Origin of the sequence: Emticicia soli (assembly GCF_037860775.1) — a bacterium.
Classification (GTDB): domain Bacteria; phylum Bacteroidota; class Bacteroidia; order Cytophagales; family Spirosomataceae; genus Emticicia; species Emticicia soli.
This window is the reverse complement of record NZ_JBBEWC010000009.1, coordinates 12262-32231: the sequence shown is the minus strand read 5'-3', so window position 1 is coordinate 32231 and position 19970 is coordinate 12262. Positions and strand designations below refer to the sequence as shown.

Sequence of the window (19970 nt, the reverse complement as noted above, 5' to 3'; positions counted from 1 at the left end):
TTGAGTGGTTGAGTAATTGCTAATTAGAGAATAGTCTAAAACGTACAAAACAATTATTCACTAATTCACCATTCGTTATTCGCCATCAACAAAATCACTCAATCGCTCATCATTAAATCACTAAATTTCTCTCATCTATCATGAAAAAGTTAGCATTATTACTTTGCTTTCCTGGGCTGCTATTTGCTCAGAAAAAAGTTGGTGGCCCTTGCGAATGCTGTGAGGCTATTTACCAAGGTATGCCCAAAAGCATATCGTGGGAAACCCATATTTCGGATAAAACCGAAGAAGGCGAGCCAATGGAAATTACAGGAATTATCTATCAGCAAGATGGCAAAACACCCGCACCAAATGTAATTTTATATGTGTATCATACTGATGCCAGAGGAAAATACTCAAGAGGAGCAGGTGAAGAATGCGCCAAGCGCAATGGCAAACTTCGTGGCTGGATGAAGACCGATAACATGGGCAGGTACAAGTTTGTAAGCATCAGACCTGCCTCCTACCCTAACGACAATATTCCGGCACATATTCATCCGGTTATTAAAGAGCCTAATAAAAACGAATATTACATTGACGAATATCGCTTTGAAGGCGATAAGTTTCTACGCAAAGAAGACATTGCCCGAGACGAGAATCGTGGTGGTAGCGGAATCATTAAACTCATCAAAAACGATAAAGGCATCTGGATTGGCAAACGGGATATTATTTTGGGGAAGAATATTCCGAATTACTAAATGGTATTGTGGCGCAAACTGGAAGTTCGCGACGCAAATTCTTTTTATTTCCTATCACTATGCCCCAATGATTTTTCTGGAGCAACAAGGTCTCTTACGAGCTGTTTTAGTTCTTTAATCTCAGGAAAACGACCTTCACGCTTACGGTCGAATATCACTTCTGCGTTCAACAAAACCTTAAAGCTACCTGCAATTTCACTAGGCCGTAGGCTTACTTCGCCAAGTTCTTCTTCAAAAGTAGTCAATAGCTCTTGCGCCATCCATGCCGAACGCATTAGCCAATGGCATTTGGGGCAATATTCAAATGTAATTTTAGGTTTCATTTCCTTATATTTTCAACCCGTGCCACGCCTATACTCGTTAGCATGAGGGCGTGGCACGGTTATGGGGTATCAGACACTAATATTTTACTTCTTCAATGTAGATAAATACTCAACTAAATCAACAAATTCTTGTTTTTGTAGCGGGAATTTAGGCATCAAAGACTCTTTTAATTCTTCCATCGAAGCAATTTCCGAACGCTTATAGGTTGTAGGCGTTGCACTACCTAAAGCCTTTATTGTTATCTCACTTTCAGCCTTGGTCAGAATCATGCCATCTACTTCACTACCATTTTTAAGTTTTATCTTGAAGCCTTCAAAACCAAAGCTAATACCTTGACTAGGGTTTAAAATAGCTGAGTATAAACCATCTTTTGATAATTTACTACCGATTTCAGATAAAGCAGGGCCAAAATTCACGCCTTCACCCTTACCTAAGTGGCAGGTAGTACAATACATCTTAAATACTTCGTGCCCTTTGTTGGCATCGCCTGTAAGTTTTACCAAATCACTGATATTACCCACCGACTTATCCACATCAGCGCCAAACATCTTCATGGCCTCTGTGCGAATATCGCCGTGCCAAGTACCTAGTAACAGTTTCTTTGCAATAGGCATTACTTCGTCAGGTACTTTATTGGCTTTTACCAAATCCCACAGAATCTCTTCGCTATTCCAGCCATTCATGGCTTGCATAGCCCTTTCACGCACTGGCAGGCTCAATTTTTTATTGTTAAATAAGCTTATCAGATAATCTGTTACAGGCTTATCGTCTACACTACCAAACATATTAATGGCTTTCAGAACTACGGCTTCATCTTTGTCTTTAGTTAGTTTCTGAAACTCGCCAATGCCATTAATTCTTACTTGCAATTTAGCAGCTTCACCTCCGTAAACGCTATCAGTCATGGTAATATTAACCAGACGTTCGTTCTGATTTTTGAGTTGATAACGCTTCACAATGTCGAGATAATCAGCCGGATTCTGTATGCTGTTTAACACTTTGGGTAATAATGTAGCATAAACCGGGTCTTTTTTGGCGCTCTCAATATCAAGGTGTTTAAATACCAATGTCATCACATCGGCAGGGGCATTGCCACCATCAAGCATACCTATCAACACCTTTGTTTTCTCAGGGCTTGTCTGGAAATCGAAAGCACGGAAATAGCGCAATTTATCATTACCAACCGTTGTTTTAGCCAATTCGGCCAAGCGATAAACATTATCAGTCGAGCGGCTTCTCCACACAATATCTTTCGATGCATTGTCTACTTTCCATTTATCGCCTACACGGGCAATATATTTAGCAAAAAAAGCATCCCATTGGTTGTCGGCAGCAATACCTAATGTTTCTAAATACCAACGGTCTTTGCCATCGTATTGCGTGGCTAGGGTTGTCCAGATGTCAGCAGCCTCGGGGCTTGTATTATGGCGAAGTGCCAAAGCTACCTCTCTGCGAATTTGTGACGATGGGTCTTCCGAAAGTTTTTTCAACATAGCCGCATCAGCCATTTTCAATTCACGAGCCAAACGGATACCTGTTATTCTGATGTCTTCATCTTTATCGGCTAAAGCAGCATCAATGTATTTTTTCTCTTCTCCTTTAATATTGCCCAACAACCATAAGGCTCTTGCACGCATACGAGAATTATCTGACTCCCAAAGGTCAACCAAAGCTTCTTCGGCCTTCTTTTGCCAGCCATTGAGTTTTGTCCATGCCAGATAACGCACCGCCAGATTCGGATTTTGCAAAGCTTTCACACAGCCTTCCGGTGTTTCAAAATCAAAAGTTGGTACCGAATAGTTTTCTCCTTTTGGAGCAATGCGGTAGATACGGCCTCTTAAGCTATCGCCCATTGCATGGCCACCCACACCTGGGTCGTACCAGTCAGCCACAAAAACAGAACCATCTGGCGCCATTGTTACATCTGACGGACGGAACCATTGGTCACGTTTTGAGCCATCAAGCATATTGTTGATAGTAGCTTTAAAACCCGCACCATCTTTTTCGGCAGCATAAGAACGCACAATGTTTGGCCCTGCATCGCAATGAATCACCTGATTACGGTATTTCTCAGGCAATAAATCCCCCTCATAAACAATCATACCTGTTGGTGAGCCTGCTCCGGTTTGCAGTAAGTTCGGCATTACACCAGGGTCGTTTAAATGCCAGTGACGTAGAGGTATTTCGCTTTCCCAGTTAGTACGGCGCTCCTGCCAGCTTGCGCCCGACATTTCATCTTTATAACCGTAGTTACCATAATCTACTACGTAGTTGATACGCACGCCTTTGTTGCCATCGTCGTCGTTATCCGACTGCCACATTCTGCCGTATGAGTCAACGGCTACTTCGTAGTTATTTCTGAAATTATGCCCCAGAATCTCTACGTCAGAGCCATCAACATTACATCTGAAAACTTTTCCTTGTTTATAGCTTGAAAACGGGCGACCTAAGTCGTCTTTCAGTTCAACACCGTTTTTATCGCTTAGTGTTTCTATTTCATTTCCGCCGTTGAAATATAGCTTACCATCAGGCCCGAAAGTAAAGGCATGAATGGCGTGGTCGTGTTGTACTCCTTTAAGATTCGTAAAGAGTATTTCTTTTTTATCTGACCTATCATCACCGTTTTCGTCGGTAAATACAAAAACATTAGGGCTACACGAAACAATAACCTTATTGCCTAATACCGATATGCCCAGTGCAGAGTTAATTTCTTCACCTTGATAAAACACAGTAGTTTTATCTGCTTTACCGTCTTTATCTGTATCTTCCAGAATCAGAATCCTATCTCCTTTTTTGTTGTAAGGGTTTTGCGGATTCAGTTTATTCCGGTAATTATACCCTTCACAAATCCAGACTCTACCCTTGGCGTCAATGTCCATGTTGGTAGGGTTCATCATCATAGGCTCAGAGGCAAACAGTGTTACTTCTAAATCAGGGTCTTCTACCTTGATCCCGTCTACTGCGTGCTCTACCTTACGTTTATCTTCTTCTGATAGTTTGGCATATTCTTCATCAGGAAGTGTCTTGGGGCTTTGTTTACAGGCACCGGCCAGTAACAAAACGGATAAAGAAAAAATGATTGATTTTTTCATTGTGAATGGTTGTATTATAGGCGTTTGAATAGATATGCGAAAGTTATAGAATAAGTGTTAATTTGACAAATAAAATAGTACCTGATTAATTCTTCATTGATACCACTCCTTTTTCTATGCTTGAACCCAGTATGCGCCTGGCTCTTAAATACCGACCTACGTTATAGGCATCATAAGTAGTACTTTCTGGGTTAAAACTACTTATACGCACCATGCCTGACGAATGAATAAACTCACTGTTGCCTATCCACATACCCACGTGTACAACCTTTTCGGGTTTTTCATGAGTAGCTTTTTCGCCAAAAAAGAGCAAATCACCTACTTTCAGATTTTCAAAGGCTACATCGTCACCCACAAAAGCCTGTTGCGAGGCATCTCTTGGCAGTAGAATGCCATTTGTTTGGTAAACCATACGCATATAACCACTACAATCAACGCCTTTCCATGAAGTGCCACCCCATAAATAAGGCAGCCCCATCATTCTATAAGCAGTTTTGGTAAGTGCTTCGGGGTTTGGGGTACTAATACGTTTCCATTCCTGCTCTGAAATTACCTCCGGTTTTGAAACAAAACCTTTGCGGGCATCCGGATATACCACTTCGTAGAAATCAGCCACGGTATCTTTTACTACAAGCAAATCGCCCCAAGTGAGGTCTGATATTGTCTGGGCATTTTCGTCAGCTTCGGTGTAGGCAAAACCAAAAGGCTTGGCAAACATCAGCTTTGGCTGGTTTTTGTAAGTATCTATTTCGGCTTTTACTTTGCGCTTGATAGTGCCACCATCTACCCAACCTATGTAATGGTCGGGCGTTTGTACCATATACCAGTTGCGTTCTTTATCTAATACTTTCAGGTTTGTCCCCAACAAAGCTTGTGTAGCCAACTCGGCGGCCTCTCTTGGTTGCGTACGAATGTTAGCTACCGATATATTCACCAAAGCATATATTTTCCCGTCTAACTGTTCTTCGTCTGGCAAAACTCTTATTCCGTCTTCTAATGTGTAGCCATTATTTTTCAAAAGACCCAGTAATTCTTTTTTGGCTAGTGGCAGATTTGTTCTCCCTACCAGCAAATTACTGTCTAATTCTACCTGAAACACCGCCACCCGTTTATCAGGCGCATACTTTTTCTTTACCTGCTCAATAATAGACTGAACAGTAGAATGTGCACCATTGTGTTGATTTACCTGTGCAAAAAGTTCATTGCTCAAGCATACAAACACAATTAAGAAGAGAAGTTTGCTATGAGTGTTTAGGGAATTGTACATGTAATATAACTATTGTAAATGATTCCAACCTTGGGCTTGTATGCTTGCCTTTGCGCCACTGTTTAATACCAATTCTACGGCTTTGTCTTCGGTCATATAACCAATAGGCGTAATATCTGATATATTTTTGATTTTGTCAAAATCCGCCTGCTTTACCGTAAATAATAATTGGTAATCTTCTCCGCCATTCAGGGCTGCCGTAACAGGGCTGATATTAAATTCAGTTGCGGTTAGCATTGTAATGTCTTCAATCGGCAATTTGTCTTCAAATATCAACGCACCCACCCCCGACTGTGTGCTTAAATGTAGTATTTCAGAAGCCAGTCCATCAGAAATATCTATCATTGCACTTGGCACTACGCCTACTTCTGCCAGCTCGTGAATAATATCGGCTCTGGCTTCCGGTTTTAATTGTTTGCCCACCAGATACGATTTTTCTTCCAGATCCGGCTGCATTGATGGGTTAGCAATGTACTCTTGTTTTTCTCTTTCTAAAATCTGTAAGCCAAAGTATGCAGCGCCTAAGTCGCCGGTTACACACAAAATATCGTTGACTTTAGCTCCACTTCTGTAAGCTACTTTGTCTTTATCTACTACACCCGTAACTGTTATAGAAATAACAAGCCCCGAACGTGAAGAAGTAGTGTCACCACCAATCAGGTCAACTTTGTAGTCTTCGCAGGCAAATTTTATTCCCTCATATATTTCATCAACGGCCTCTACCGAAATACGGTTACTAAGGCCAATCCCTACCGTAATGCTTTTGGCAATACCGTTCATGGCTGCAATGTCAGACACATTTACGGCCACAGCCTTATAACCTAAATGGCGAAGCGGTGCATAAGATAAATCGAAATGGACACCTTCTAAGAGCATATCTGTCGAAATCAGCATATATTGATTCCCAATATCTATCACGGCCGCATCATCGCCGATACCTTTTACCGATTCGGTGTTTTGTAAGTTAAATTTTGTTTTTATTCGGTCTATTAAACCAAATTCGCCTAATGTATTCAGTTCTGTTCTTTCCATAGCTCTTGTTTACTGTTTCTTACAGCTAATCTCTTTTTTTTTACAAAGATAAAAAAAGGTGAGCTTTTCAGCTCACCTTTTTACAAAGACCTTCCTTTTGTACCGTATTATTGTACAGTAAGTGTGTATGTATTAGTAGTTTTACCAGTTTTTTCGCTTGGTGTTGTACGGGTTAATATCAATTGAGTATCGTTGATATTATCAATAGTAAATTCTATAGTACCACCTGTACCAGTTGGTGCAGGGCTAAGGTTTTTCAGAATCAATTTTGTATCGCCTACCAATTCGTATTGCCCTGTAAATGAATTACCATCAAACTCTATTAAAGTTGCTGATGGCGGAGTCAATAACTTTAATTGGAAATTAGAGTAGCCGGGTCTAGTGTTGCTGGCAGCACCTTTGGTATAAACAATTGCACTACCCTCTTTTACTGTATTAGCTATCCAATTCTTTTTAATTTTCTCTGACACAGGCACTGTTTTGTCTTTTCCGCATGAAAAGATAAAAAAACTACAAGCAAATAATAAAATGGCAATCTTTTTCATAGAATGATATTTTTGATATTTATTTCAAGGCTCTTTTTTAATCAATGTATATTGCCGTTGCAGCCAAAACAGCCGACAAAGATGGCTTAAATATAAACTAAAAAAAAATGTTCTTTGATATTATTGACGTATTTTTTACTGAATAGGTTGTAATAGTAATACGAAATAAACAATCAGAAAAACGAATTAATCTGAATTTTCATTGTTTGCATTCATAAATCTTTACGACCTTTGTGAAAAATATTTAGTACACATTGAAAGAGTACACACGAAATCAGCTGGCACTTCGCAACGGACAAGACAAAGAAGAAATCTGGGTAGCCTATCAGTCAATTATTTATGATGTAACGCACTCAAGACTTTGGCGCAAAGGCAAGCATTATGAACACTGGGCTGGCCAGGACCTAACCGAAGAACTGAAAGATGCTCCGCATACCGAAGCCGTCTTTCAGAAATTCAAAGCCATTGGTAAACTTATTTCCTGATTCGTAGCCAACACTAACTATTTATTTACTCATTCACATTCGTAAATACGCATGAAACTCATTGATTCAATTATACTTTTTGCAAGTCTTGCCTTTTTAGTAATGTTTGTCGACCAGGCACTTTACAAAAAAGTGGCATTGAAAGACAGCTATTTCTTTCTGATGTTTTCTTTGTCTGGTTTTCTGTATTACACCTATCGTCGTGGTTTAAGAAAAATCAAAGAAAAACAGGAAGAAAATGCCAAAAAAGCTGAAAAGCCGAAAAGTATTCAGCAACGCCTCAAGAAAAAATAAGTATCCCCGGCAACCAGAAAACCAGTTCGCCAAGCCAACGATAACGTTGATGCAAGGAAAGCTTTTTGAAGAAAAATAAGAGAAGCAGCGACATGACTGCCATCAGTAGCTCTATCAGAAAAACTTTTTTCATGTAGCCCTCAATGCTTATCAGCAAGCTAACACCTATAAAAACCGTGATGCTTATTACTGAGAGTCTCACCCGTTTTTCGCCTATTTTTTGCGCAAAATTCTTCACATCAGGTATCTCCTGCATTTCGTACCACGAAAACACCAGAATACTTTGATGAACTAGAAGCACAAAGTTAAAAGCAGATAAATATTGCCATAAACCCAGCGCTTTGCCTACAAAAGCACTCCCGAATACAGGTATGCTGTAAAGCAACGCTGTGGCTATTTCTTTGTAATAATGATAGGCCGATGCAGTAGTTTTCTTTTGTAGCACACGAAAATAAAGCACAAGAAGACAAGAAAAAGCAATGCCGAAACCTATAACAGGCTTTGGCAGAAAGAAGACCAGAAATAAGGCTAAAAAGCCCAGCACAATAATAACCACTTGCAGGTAATACTGGTTATCAAAATGAAATTGGTGTCGTTTGTCTTGCGGTGCTGTTTTTAGGTTATCGAGCAATCTGTCAAAAATATAAATAATCCAGGTACAAATGGCTAATACTATCAATACATGCCCGTTTGGTTGGTCAAAACCATCGGGCATTTTCCAGAACATAACGCTGCTCAATACTGCTCCCGCCACTACGTCAAGGCTAAGGTAGTGTAGTATCCGAAAAATATGAGCGGCTTTAGTGTTCATGCTCTTATAACTTATTCAGCTTCTAGTATTATCTCATCGCCTACGGTTATTTTTCCCTTCTCTACCACCAATAGGTTTTGCCCGAATAATATTTTATTACCATCTTTTCTGTAGGTTGCCAGTGTTTTTAAAGGTTCTTTCCCTTTTTTGGCTGTTTCGGGGTTAATAGTTGTAAGCACACAACGGGCGCAAAGTTTTACACCTGCAAATCTGGCACTACCTGCACTAAAGTACCTAAACTTATCTTCGTCGTGAGGTTCACCCCCAGAAAAAACCAGATTTGGGCGAAAGCGCTTCATCTCCATTTTTTCGTCGAGTTTTGCATTCAGAAAATCAAGGCTTAGCTCTCCTATAATTAGCAAAGGATACGCATCAGCAAAACTCGTATGTTCTTCATGTGTAATCGAATATCTAGGGTCGGTTGGGCGTATAGAATCATCGGGTTGGTAATATAAGTAGGTTTCATTCCCCAACACTTCTGTAAACCAGGCATCGGCTTCATCGCTTACCCGCACGCCTCTCATAACGTCGTCCCAAATAGTTATCATTTGGTTATCCTCTGTCTGAGGTTCAAACGGTACTTTCAGAGGAGCAATCGCTTTTTTTCTATGGCTTACTATGAGTCCTTCAGGGCTCAGTGCCACATCTATTAGTGCCATCTGCTCATTTTCACGCTGAGTTCTGAACATATTTTCGGCATCGGCCAATACCCAACGGCGGTCGTACTGCAAGCCACGGTCTTGTACTTCTGCCTCCTTAAGGGAGATTCCGCCTAAAGATTTAATCGGATAAATATTTATTTCGGTAATAATTATTGCCATATTTACTTATATTTTTTCTGACACAACATTTCTCGTTTAAAATCGTTTGACTTATTAGGTCAAACATATAACTTGGAGGAAATTTTAAGCTTATTGCAGCCCTCTGTTTTGTGTCGGTGATTAAAACAACAAACTTATAGCTACAACCTATAAAAATTGTGGGCGTATGTGATGGCCCTATCCATTTGTACGATGAAAAAAATATTCTATCTCTTTGCATTTTTGCTCCTTTCTGATGGTGTTTTCGCACAACTTCAGCTATATAAACGAGGGCTGGCAAGTTTCGAGAAAGGTCAGTATGATTTAGCTATTAAAGACCTGGCAAAGGTAACTAATATTGCCGAAAGTGAAAAAGCGAATCTTAACTACAAAATAGCAGAAGCCTATCGTTTATCAAACCGTTGGGTTGAGGCAATTCCGTATTATGAAAAGGCGCTTGAAGCAAAAATATTGATACCCGAGGCGCATTTTCATTATGCTTTTGCTTTGAAAGCTGCCGAAAAATATGATTTAGCACTAAGTGAACTCCAACAGTTTATTGACTCTAAAAGTACAATTAAAGCTTATAACGAAAAAGCCTACCGTGAAGTAAACACGCTGAAAATAATAGGTGAGTTAAAGAAGAAACAGACCGAAATTACTTTCAAAAACCTCTCTCAATTAAATACTGCCGGAGCAGAGTTTGCGCCGATGGTACTTGGTGATGAATTGGTTTTTACGGCTTCTCGCAAGTCTAAAACTTACTCAAATGGTTTGCCTTATGTAGGCTTGTATAAAGCAAGACTAGCTCGCTCAATGGCCGAAATCGGTAAACCTGAAAAGTTTAGTGCTGCTATTTTTGATGAAGAACGCAATGAAGGTACACCTACGTTTTCTCCTGATGGTAAAACTATGATTTATGCCCGCGGAAACACAGGTAAAAGAAAAGACCTTTCGCCTGACATGGATTTGTACATTTCTCGCTTTGTAGATGGCAGCGGCTGGACAGAACCACGTTATGTAAGCGCATCAGACTCAGCTAGCTGGGATGGTTGCCCTGCATTCTCACGCGATGGTAAAACTATTTACTTTGCCTCAAATCGCCCCGGTGGTTTAGGTGGCATCGACCTTTATCGGGTAAATATGGATGCCTCTGGCCGTTTTGGTAATCCGGTTAATTTAGGTAAAGAAGTTAATACTGCCGGAGACGAGATGTTTCCGTATGTATCAGAAGACGGTAAATTGTTTTTTGCCTCAGACGGGCACCCCGGCCTTGGTAAACTAGACCTTTTTGTAGCGGTTCGTTCGGGTGGTAAAATTACGGTTGAGAACATGGGTGCTCCATACAACTCAAACATGGATGATTTTGGATTGACCATGAGCAAAAAAGGTGATATTTTCTTCTCGTCGAACAGGGCAGGTGGTACAGGTGATGATGATATTTATTACTACGAAGCCCCTCGCACACCTGATTTGGCTGAGAACGACCCTAGTAAAACACCTTTGATTCCGATTTCAACGCCTGACAGCCTTAGCAAACCAAAAGATATAAAGACTGTTAGGTACTTCCTGGCAGGTACTATTTATACCAAAAATGCCAACAATGAGAATATTCCGCTCGATTCGGTGAGTGTAAAAATTCTTACTAGTGGGCAAGACGACCCATTGAAAGAGATTGTAACAACGAAAGACGGTAAGTTTGGTCCTATTGCAGTTGAAGAAGATGGCGATTACGTGATTTTGGGGAGCAAGAAGAATTATTTGGCCAAACGCGAAGACTTTTCGATGAATGGACGTGCCATTCCGCAAGCATTGCTTACAAAAGCTATTACTGATACAACGTTTTATACTTCGTTGAATCTTGAAGAAGTAGCTTTGGAGAAGACCTTCCGTGTAGAGAATATTTATTATGATTTAGATAAATGGGACATCAGACCTGATGCGGCTCTTGAGCTAGATAAACTGGTGCAAATATTAATCGATAACCCGACTATTAAAATTGAGCTGGGCTCACATACTGACTCTCGTTCGAGCGATGTATATAACCAACGTCTATCGCAACGACGTGCTGAGTCGGCCGTGAATTATATAGCCTCTAAAGGAATCGATAAAGCCCGTATGTCGGCCAAAGGCTATGGTGAAAGTGAGTTGTTGATTAAGAATGCAAAAACTGAAGACGAACACCAAACCAACCGCCGTACAGAATTTAAAATTGTGGAAATTGAATAATTATTGAAGTCTATAAATGCAAGAGCCTCAGAAAGTTTTCTGGGGCTCTTTTGTTTTTTGGTATTCCAAGACTTTTCAAATTACTAAATAATTCAGTAACCCTGCATATATCTACTGATTTCTTAATTCAAAAGCTTAGTTATATTACCACTCAATAAAAATGTAAGAAATGAGCTAAAGAATGTAAGATTTGAGCTAATAATTGCTGCTTTTATTTCTCCAATTTTACATTAGCTATTCATAGCCATGAGTAGGTTTCCTAATTATTATCTAATCAAAAAAATATTTACGTATGAAACACCTGATTAACTTAGCACTTGCTGCCCTTATTTTTATGATGGGTTGCGAAAAAACCGAAGAACCCGGCAACCCTACCTACAAAGGCCCCGAACAATCGTTGGGTAACGGAAAGGCTTACTCATGGGTGAGTTTCGCTGCCGACAACAAGCCTACTTCTATTGGTATTACGCTTACCAAAGGCGCACTAGACAATATACCGCATAGTGGCGTAGCTTTGGTATTAGAATTACCTAGCCAGGCCGTTGGAAAAACCCCCTTCGACCACATTATGATTGATTACTTACACACAGGCCATGAGCCTCCGGGCACGTATGATGTGGCTCACTTTGACATGCACTTTTACATTCAGTCGTTGGCCGACCGTAAAGCGATTCCTGCCTACCCGGTTGCACCTGCAAAGTTTGATAATTTGCCTGCGGCGGGGTATTTGCCAGCAAATTATATCCGTCTTCCGGCAGGTGTGCCTGAAATGGGTGTACACTGGGCAAATCCGGCTTCGCCAGAGTTGGCAGGTACAGGCAAGTTTACAGAGACCTTAATCTATGGCTCTTATGATGGTAAATTTACATTTATTGAACCTATGATTGCACATGAGTTTCTGAAAACCAAACCAAATGTAACGAAAACAATGCCGCTCCCGACTAAATTTGAAAAAGCAGGTTTATACCCGATGACATACAGCATTAAACAAGTTGGCGATGATATTCAGGTAAGCCTTGATGGCTTGATGCAAATGCAATAAAGTACTCAGATAGCTTTTGTGATACTATAAAAAGTAAAAGGGAATGTTCTGATAAAACATTCCCTTTTGTATATATGTGCTAATACATATTACCAGCGAATTAAGGCCGAGCCCCATGTAAAGCCGCTACCGAAAGCAGCCAAACATACCAAGTCTCCGTCTTTTACTTTTCCTGCTTCCCAAGCCTCGCATAAAGCAATCGGAATAGATGCTGCCGTAGTATTACCATACTTCATTATGTTATTAAATACTTTTTCATCAGGCAGTTTCAATGTTTTTTGCACAAACTGCGCAATGCGTAAATTGGCCTGATGTGGCACTAGCATATCAATATCGGCAGGAGTCATGCCTACTTTATTGAGTGCCTCCATAATTACCTCAGGGAACTTCGTAACGGCAGTTTTAAATACTAGTTGCCCGTTCATGTTTGGGTAATACGTTTTATTTTCAATCAGGTTCTCGTACACAAAAATCTCTCCGTACAAAGCATCAGGAAAACCAAATTGCTCTTTGCCTAAGTGATAACCACCGTGGCTACCCGGACTAATCAAAGCTAATTCTTCGGCATAAGTCCCATCTGAATGTAAATGCGTTGTCAGAATCCCTTTTCCTTCTTCGGTAGTTGGTTGGAGTAATACAGCTCCGGCACCATCGCCGAAAAGTACGGCTACGTTACGCCCACGCGTTGTGAAATCGAGACCCATTGAGTGCATTTCAGACCCTACCACCAATATATTTTTATACATACCCGTTTTAATAAACTGGTCGGCCACCGAAAGTGAGTAGATAAAACCCGAGCATTGGTTTCTTATATCAATAGCTCCCATTTCTTTATGAGTAATACCCAACTCTCTTTGTAATAATACACCACAACCCGGAAAATAATAATCGGGACTAAGGGTGGCAAATACGATAAAATCTATCTCCTCAGGTTTTATACCTGCTCTTTCACACGCTATTCTGGCCGCGTTAGCTGCCATAGTAGTGGGCGTTTCTTCGTGTTTTTTGCCGTATCGTCTTTCTTTAATACCCGAACGCTCCTGTATCCACTCATCAGAAGTGTCCATCACTTGCATTAAATCCTGATTAGTAACTACTTGTTCAGGCACATAGAAACCTATACCTGCTATTTTTGAATTTACCATATTTGTTGCTTTTTTGAATCCTGCCACGAAATTACAAGAAAAACTCATAAATGTGCAAGGTATTCTTGGAATAGTGATTAGAATGATTTTAATAATATATAGCTCGCTATAAGTCCTCAAAAATGGGAGATATTTCTTTATTTTCAGAAATGGTTTGATTTATTTATTTAATTTAGGAACTGTTTGAGCCAAAGGATAAGTCTGAACCTATCATAACTAATTAAATGGGGCTTTACTTTTTCCCACCTAGCGTAGCACTGAGCGATATTATCCGTACATATCGGGTAGTAAACTTTAAGTTTACCGATATGAATGGTATTCAGGCCAAACCATATCCGCCCCGCCCTGAGCATTGCCTTAGCTTTTATCCCAGAGATACCGAAACTGTTCGATACATCAATAGTGGTAAAACTTTCTCGAAATTAAGGACTGTTTTGTTTGGGCAACAAAGTGAGGTAAGCAATCGCTATGTGGGCAAAGACTTTTTATTATTTCAGATAGTATTTCGTCCCGGCGGGCTGTATCGACTCACAGGGATTCCGTCTCACCAAATAACCAATGCTTATATTGATGCTGAAACAGTTTTTCCGGCCACTGAATTACGGGAAATCAATGAAAAATTGGCAGAAAGCGATAATGCTCACTACATGATTACATGCGTAGAAGCATTTCTGAAAAGAAGAATAAGCCGGAGCAAAATAGACATACATGCGCTGGATAAAGTTTGTAACCTGATGCTGAGTACAGAAAAAAAACTGAGCCTCGATTGGCTAGCCCATGAGTCTTGCTTAAGTGTGCGGCAATATGAACGTAAATTTATGGAGCGCATGGGAGTATCGCCTAAATACTATCAAAAGATTATTCGCTTCGAACACGCTTTCAGGATGAAGAACCAATTTCCAAAACTTGATTGGCTCAGTATAGCTCTGCAATGTGGTTATTATGATTATCAGCATCTGGTAAAAGATTACAAAACACTTACCCAACAAAGCCCCAACGAATTTCATTTCATAGATTTATCATCGCCCGAAAGAGCATTTGGCGATGCCGATACTTACTAATAACCATAAGCTTTCCTACAATACTTTGTTTATCTGTGATTAAAGATGTCGTGTTTTTACCACCAGACATTTATCTGCATATACGAGCTTTGCATCATAAAATCACATTGAACTATGCAAAGAAGAAACTTTTTACTCACCTCAGCATTAGCTACGCCTACAGTAGTTGCAGCAAAACTAACCGAGTTTACCGACGAACGTACCGACAAAGGCTTTGTTGTGAAAGCCAACGAAAGCCGATTTAACGAAAAATCGATGGTTGGTGGCAAGAGCCCCAATAATATTAAAATATCTACCAAAGATACCAATGGGCAACTAAGCGTTTTTGAATACATTGGTAACGAAAAGGGAGGCCCACCTCTGCATATACATCCGAACCAGGATGAAATATTCTTTGTAGTTGAAGGAGAATACCTTTTTCAGGTGGGAGAAGTAAAATATGAACTAAAAAGTGGTGATACGATTTTTTTGCCACGCAAAGTGCCTCATACTTTTGCACAGAAAAGTGAACAAGGAAAAATGTTTTTTATGTTTCAGCCATCAGGAAAAATGGAGGATTTCTTTCGTAGCCTCGGGAAACTTACCGCCGAACCAAGCCCACAAGAAGGCGCTCAGTTATTTGCCAAGCACGATATGCAGGTAGTTGGCCCACCTTTAGCCTTTTAAGCAGCTATAAATAAAATAATCTTCAAAACCAGCAGAAACACGAGTTGGTTTTGAAGATTATTTCACCCAGTTATTCATTAGCTTTTAATAGAACTTTGTAATCTGTTTCTATATTGCCAAACCCAAAAGGCTATACCGCTCAACAATAAAAATATCCACAGCCTTGCTAGTACTACAATTACATCTTCAAAGAAAATCCAGCCTGCTTTAATCGAATCCCAGATACGTAAGAATACATTTGTTCTGTAGCTATCGATTCCTTCATGGTTTTCAATTATCGCTTTGTCGAGAATAGTATTCTGATACAGATTAATTGTAACAGTACTGAAATCTACCTGATCTTGCAAGTTCATATTCTGCACTTTGTGCTCATCGGCACTTAGTTGGCGGCTTAATACTGTATCTTCTGCATCAGTAGCTGCTGCAATATCGCCTTTTCTATGCTGATGCACGCTTTGTGCTCGCTCCGAAAACTTTTCTACACGTTTATTATATAATTCATGCGATAACATTTGTAGACTCACATCTTCGGCCTTAATAATTCTGTGATTTACATAGAGCATCATACCATTCAGGTCTTTCAGCAAAGCTTGCAGATTTTGATTTGGTACTCTGATATTAATGGCGTTTTGTATATTTATTGAGCTTACTTCGAGTACAGAATCTCGGCTGATGATTACCGTTTTCTTATCGAGTATATCAGAATACAAATTTGAATAAGCAATAAAGCCTCCGTACTTAGTTGTAAGGTCCTCTATTTCTTCTGAAGATTTTCTGACATCTTTTACCTTAAATTGTAGGTCGGCTGTGCGGATAAACTTGCGTTGGGGTTTGTCGGTCGTTACACCAGTTTGAGGCTCAACCATAGCAGAATCAAGTGCTATGTTTTCCTCTGTCTTTTGAAAAGTGTTTTCATTCTGGCCTGAACAGGCTACAAAAAAACAGCCTATTGCTCCGAATAGCACCGTTTTAGATAAAAAAATAAATCGCATAAGTTTAAGAAGTTTTGATTATACCTCAAAAACGTATGCGATTTAAAATAATTGCAATTATTTTAAGAATATTTTAAGGAAAATTTAAGGCAATCTTAAGCATTAATAAGGTATTGGCTGCTCAGGATTAAAATCCTTAAATGTACGCTTGATATTTGTATCTGATGGTTTGTTTTTAGGCTCCCATGCAGCATCTAAATCTAATACTACCAAACCTTTCAGATTCATAGCGTTCATAAAATCATCTACTTTTCGGATAAAGTCAGGGCTTCGGCGCGACGATTTTAAAGAGAAATCGCGTGCGAAGATATCACCCTTAGTCTGTATCTCGTTTTTCTTCTCAATAATATAATTCAATCGGTCTATCAAATCCTTCATTGATTTACCAATTACCTCTGTTGCCTCTAAAGTACCAATAGTAAGCACAGTTGTACCACCCAGCGTTGATGCCAGTCTTTGTTGTTCGGCTCGTTCTTTTGGAATCAAAAATGACGATAAGCTAGTAGTAGCTCCCAAAGAAGCCGTTACTATTGACCGATTTTTTTTACCCTTTTTGGCTTGAGAATAAAGTTTCTTTAACTCAGACTCTTTCTCTTTCATTTGCTCCATCAGTTCCCAGCCTCTTAACAATGTTCCTCTATAAAGGTTATATAATTTCTGGTCTGTTTCGGCCTCGTTAATAGCATTCTTTACTACAAACCTAATCGTTTTTACATCTCTTTTCTTTGTTTTATCCAACACAAAGAAATCTACAGTAAATGCCAGTGTATCAAGTGGGTCTCGCACAAAATCATAGCTAGGCTTAAAGATAAACTCATACTGGTTTGGCGTATTTTTCACCAGCATATCTTTAGTGATTTGCGGATTATCAGTCAGAAAATCAAATACCTGTATATCATCATCGCCGTTCGGGTCTGACAAATAAAAACGTAAGCTAACCGTCTGGTTTTCTTTCAAAAAGAAATTACTTTCTCTTGGCACTACTACAATTTCAGGCGATAGGTCAATCTGTGTTGCTTCTACTTTAAGCCGGCCTTTTACATGTGCCTTAGAAGGCTGGTCTTCCACATAAAATTCTATGTAGATAGGCTGATTTTTTATTTGCTTAAACTGTGTAAGCGAGGGTGTCCACGACACTTCTCCCTGCGACGACATCTTCATACCCTCGGGCAGAGTTTCCATTGATGGCACTATTACAATTGGGTCGTTATCTTCGTCAAATACAGAATAACGGTCAATCTTATACATATTGGTTGTGTTATACTGCACATAAAATGGCTTAAGGTCTTTTACAACAGGCGGGCGGTTTACGTGCTGAATTCTGAACTCAACCTTTGCAGAAATAGCATCGGTAGCGGTGTCGCATCGAGCCTCAAAAATAACTTGTTGATACTTAAATCCTGATAGACGGTCAACCAGGTCATAAGAGGGATTCCAGGTGAATTTACCCAATGAATCCAACACCATGCCATCTAGTTGGCCCTGAGGAATTGAGAATTTAAAGTTTTCACAATTTTTACCTTCTATCTTTAGCATAAACGAAACCGGAACACCCTCTTTTAATTGAGTCCAATCGCTGCCTGCAGGTAAAATAATTTTTGGTGAGTCTTGTGCGAATAATTGCTGAAACAATACTACTAAACTAAAAATTAGTATCTTAGTTCTCATTTTAATCATACAGTGTAAAATTTAAAAATTGGTAGATAAAGTAATAATCAAGCTTACAGTCTAACCAATTACTTCTCTTCGGTAGCCATCTCCTGCTTACTCATGCCCGGAACAACCACACAAGGGAAGCCAAACAAACAACGGTCTTTTATCATTTTTATTACCTCGTCAGGTACGTTTTCTTCCCAGCCTTCTTCACCTTGTTTGATGAGTTCGAGGGTTTTATCCGTATTTATTGTAAGGTTCTTTTCATTATAATGATGTATATCTTCAATTTTGTTATTGGCAATCAGATAACGATACAAATCAATCAAGTGCATTGGCGGTGTAAAACGCATACAATTCATGATATTGGCATTCTGATATGTCGGGTACACAAACAATTTCAGATTTCGGCTAAACAATGTGGCAAACGATTCCAGAATTCCTCCTGGCAAATCTTTATAGTGTTTTTCTTCAAAAATGTATTCCAGATTCGGATAACCAATAATGAGCCCCATCTTCAATTTGGTAATTTTTGATAGATACGCCACCAGTTTGTAGTATTCCTGATAGTTAGATATCATTACCATCTGGCCCAAAGAACACAAAATATCAACTCTGTCCAGAAAATCCTTTTCGTCAATCTCGGCGTCGTCTTGCTGCAAGCCTTGCAGGGTAATTTCAGAAAGCACTACTACTTTATCTTTTTCCACATCTGGCTCTCGCATAAATTGCTTTCGTCCGGTTTCAAGCATATCTAAATGCACATTTACCAATGGGCGGAAACGACCTCTGAGAACCAATGCGTGTTTTCTGAAAAGTACCTCCGATGGCTGTAAATTCTGTCCATCGGCACCAAAAAGGGCAATATCTGAGAATCCATAGCTTACCAGTCTCAGACTCATCAGACGATTATCAACGTGTTTGAAGTCAGGGCCTTCAAAACGAATCATATCAATCTGAATCCTGTCTTTCGACAAATCGTCCATCAACGAAAGCAACAAAGTTTCAGGGTCTTTGTTGTAAAAATAACAGCCGTACATCAGGTTTACACCCAAAGTTCCTAAAGCCTGATGCTGCAAAACGTTATCATTATCAAGCATTTTTACGTGAATAATAATATCGTTGTATTCACCTTTAGGTGTTAACTGAAAACGCACACCCATCCAGCCGTGTGCATCATTGGTTTTATGATAGTTCAGGGCTGCAACTGTATCCGAAAATGCAAAAAACGTAGAAGTTTCTCCCCTTTTTTCATCTAAACGTTCAATCAGCAGGCCATACTCGTGATCGAGCATACTCATTAGACGAGGCTCACACACATAGCGTCCGTTTTCCATGACCCCATAAATGGCGTCAGAGAAAGTCATATCATAGGCCGACATCGTTTTGGCAATTGTATTCGATGCGCCACCTGCCTTAAAAAAATTAGCTGCTACATCTTGCCCTGCACCAATTTCGGCAAAACAACCGTAAATCTGTTTATTCAGATTAATCCTTAATGCCTTTTGCTTGGTACCCAGGTTTTTTTCATATATGGTCTCCATTGCTGATGCTTTTTTAATCATGTTGTGCTTTCGCTCCTTATCATTTTTCTCTCTACAAAGGTAGCCTCCTATTTGTACTTTTCCAAGTATATAAGGCAAAAACAAGCAAGTGAATTGCCGAATTAATAGGATAATAACAATGTTTTTTTGAACTGAAAAACACTTTTTAATAAATTTTTAACGAGTATTTGTCAGATAAAGTCTTTGTTAAGCTCTAATTTTGATATTGAAAAGGTTTGTACCGATTATGG

The 19970-nt window shown here is 39.6% G+C and carries 18 protein-coding genes; 7 read left to right on the top strand and 11 right to left on the bottom strand.

Annotation, left to right across the window (positions count from 1 at the left end):
- The first annotated feature begins 140 nt into the window (after positions 1–140).
- Positions 141–737, top strand: a complete 597-nt coding sequence (locus WAE64_RS15515; protein WP_340237979.1) for a dioxygenase family protein — start codon at positions 141–143, stop codon at positions 735–737.
- 44 nt (positions 738–781) lie between these two features.
- Here WAE64_RS15515 and WAE64_RS15510 read toward each other — a convergent pair whose 3' ends face one another.
- The 5 genes from WAE64_RS15510 to WAE64_RS15490 all read right to left on the bottom strand — a co-directional run bounded on the left by WAE64_RS15510 (position 782) and on the right by WAE64_RS15490 (position 6997).
- Positions 782–1060: an Rdx family protein gene (locus WAE64_RS15510; RefSeq protein ID WP_340237977.1), complete on the bottom strand. Its 279-nt coding sequence runs from the start codon at positions 1058–1060 to the stop codon at positions 782–784.
- 84 nt (positions 1061–1144) lie between these two features.
- On the bottom strand, positions 1145–4153 hold the full coding sequence (locus tag WAE64_RS15505; RefSeq protein ID WP_340237974.1) for a PVC-type heme-binding CxxCH protein: 3009 nt from the start codon (positions 4151–4153) through the stop codon (positions 1145–1147).
- An 85-nt stretch (positions 4154–4238) separates the two neighbouring features.
- Positions 4239–5363, bottom strand: a complete 1125-nt coding sequence (locus tag WAE64_RS15500) for a C40 family peptidase (RefSeq protein ID WP_340237972.1) — start codon at positions 5361–5363, stop codon at positions 4239–4241.
- Between the two features lie 66 nt (positions 5364–5429).
- Positions 5430–6452 carry a thiamine-phosphate kinase gene (gene thiL / locus WAE64_RS15495; protein WP_340237970.1) on the bottom strand — a complete coding sequence of 341 codons (1023 nt, stop codon included), beginning with the start codon at positions 6450–6452 and terminating at the stop codon, positions 5430–5432.
- A gap of 107 nt (positions 6453–6559) precedes the next feature.
- The gene (locus WAE64_RS15490; RefSeq protein ID WP_340237969.1) at positions 6560–6997 is read right to left on the bottom strand and encodes a hypothetical protein; all 438 of its coding nucleotides are present in this window, start codon (positions 6995–6997) and stop codon (positions 6560–6562) included.
- A gap of 254 nt (positions 6998–7251) precedes the next feature.
- Between WAE64_RS15490 and WAE64_RS15485 the strand changes: the two genes are divergently transcribed.
- Together WAE64_RS15485 and WAE64_RS15480 are read left to right on the top strand one after the other, a co-directional pair.
- Positions 7252–7482 (top strand): cytochrome b5 domain-containing protein, encoded by a 231-nt coding sequence (locus WAE64_RS15485; RefSeq protein WP_340237968.1) that lies wholly within the window; start codon positions 7252–7254, stop codon positions 7480–7482.
- 51 nt (positions 7483–7533) lie between these two features.
- A complete protein-coding gene (locus WAE64_RS15480) occupies positions 7534–7776 on the top strand; it encodes a hypothetical protein (RefSeq protein ID WP_340237966.1) in 243 nt (80 codons plus the stop codon).
- Here the strand turns inward: WAE64_RS15480 and WAE64_RS15475 are convergent.
- Both WAE64_RS15475 and WAE64_RS15470 read right to left on the bottom strand, forming a co-directional pair.
- On the bottom strand, positions 7763–8587 hold the full coding sequence (locus WAE64_RS15475) for a hypothetical protein (RefSeq protein ID WP_340237964.1): 825 nt from the start codon (positions 8585–8587) through the stop codon (positions 7763–7765). The two genes, WAE64_RS15480 and WAE64_RS15475, sit on opposite strands and share 14 nt — an antisense overlap.
- Positions 8588–8598: 11 nt before the next feature.
- Positions 8599–9408, bottom strand: a complete 810-nt coding sequence (locus tag WAE64_RS15470) for an MOSC domain-containing protein (RefSeq protein ID WP_340237962.1) — start codon at positions 9406–9408, stop codon at positions 8599–8601.
- Positions 9409–9600: 192 nt separating this feature from the next.
- Between WAE64_RS15470 and WAE64_RS15465 the strand changes: the two genes are divergently transcribed.
- Together WAE64_RS15465 and WAE64_RS15460 are read left to right on the top strand one after the other, a co-directional pair.
- The gene (locus WAE64_RS15465; RefSeq protein ID WP_340237960.1) at positions 9601–11616 is read left to right on the top strand and encodes a CHU_0125 family OmpA-like outer membrane integrity protein; all 2016 of its coding nucleotides are present in this window, start codon (positions 9601–9603) and stop codon (positions 11614–11616) included.
- A 292-nt stretch (positions 11617–11908) separates the two neighbouring features.
- Positions 11909–12658 (top strand): DUF5602 domain-containing protein, encoded by a 750-nt coding sequence (locus tag WAE64_RS15460; protein ID WP_340237958.1) that lies wholly within the window; start codon positions 11909–11911, stop codon positions 12656–12658.
- Positions 12659–12747: 89 nt separating this feature from the next.
- On the opposite strand, the gene WAE64_RS15455 is transcribed toward WAE64_RS15460, so the two are convergent.
- Positions 12748–13803: a 3-oxoacyl-ACP synthase III family protein gene (locus tag WAE64_RS15455; RefSeq protein WP_340237956.1), complete on the bottom strand. Its 1056-nt coding sequence runs from the start codon at positions 13801–13803 to the stop codon at positions 12748–12750.
- Positions 13804–14027: 224 nt separating this feature from the next.
- Between WAE64_RS15455 and WAE64_RS15450 the strand changes: the two genes are divergently transcribed.
- Both WAE64_RS15450 and WAE64_RS15445 read left to right on the top strand, forming a co-directional pair.
- Positions 14028–14864 carry a helix-turn-helix domain-containing protein gene (locus tag WAE64_RS15450; protein ID WP_340237954.1) on the top strand — a complete coding sequence of 279 codons (837 nt, stop codon included), beginning with the start codon at positions 14028–14030 and terminating at the stop codon, positions 14862–14864.
- 114 nt (positions 14865–14978) lie between these two features.
- A complete protein-coding gene (locus WAE64_RS15445) occupies positions 14979–15530 on the top strand; it encodes a cupin domain-containing protein (protein WP_340237953.1) in 552 nt (183 codons plus the stop codon).
- A gap of 77 nt (positions 15531–15607) precedes the next feature.
- Here WAE64_RS15445 and WAE64_RS15440 read toward each other — a convergent pair whose 3' ends face one another.
- From WAE64_RS15440 to WAE64_RS15430, 3 genes are all read right to left on the bottom strand, one after another.
- Entirely contained in the window at positions 15608–16522 is a 915-nt protein-coding gene (locus WAE64_RS15440) for a DUF4349 domain-containing protein (RefSeq protein WP_340237950.1), read from the bottom strand.
- Between the two features lie 102 nt (positions 16523–16624).
- Positions 16625–18190: a hypothetical protein gene (locus WAE64_RS15435; protein WP_340237948.1), complete on the bottom strand. Its 1566-nt coding sequence runs from the start codon at positions 18188–18190 to the stop codon at positions 16625–16627.
- Between the two features lie 68 nt (positions 18191–18258).
- The gene (locus WAE64_RS15430) at positions 18259–19710 is read right to left on the bottom strand and encodes a TonB-dependent receptor (RefSeq protein ID WP_379976452.1); all 1452 of its coding nucleotides are present in this window, start codon (positions 19708–19710) and stop codon (positions 18259–18261) included.
- Between the last annotated feature and the right edge of the window lie 260 nt (positions 19711–19970).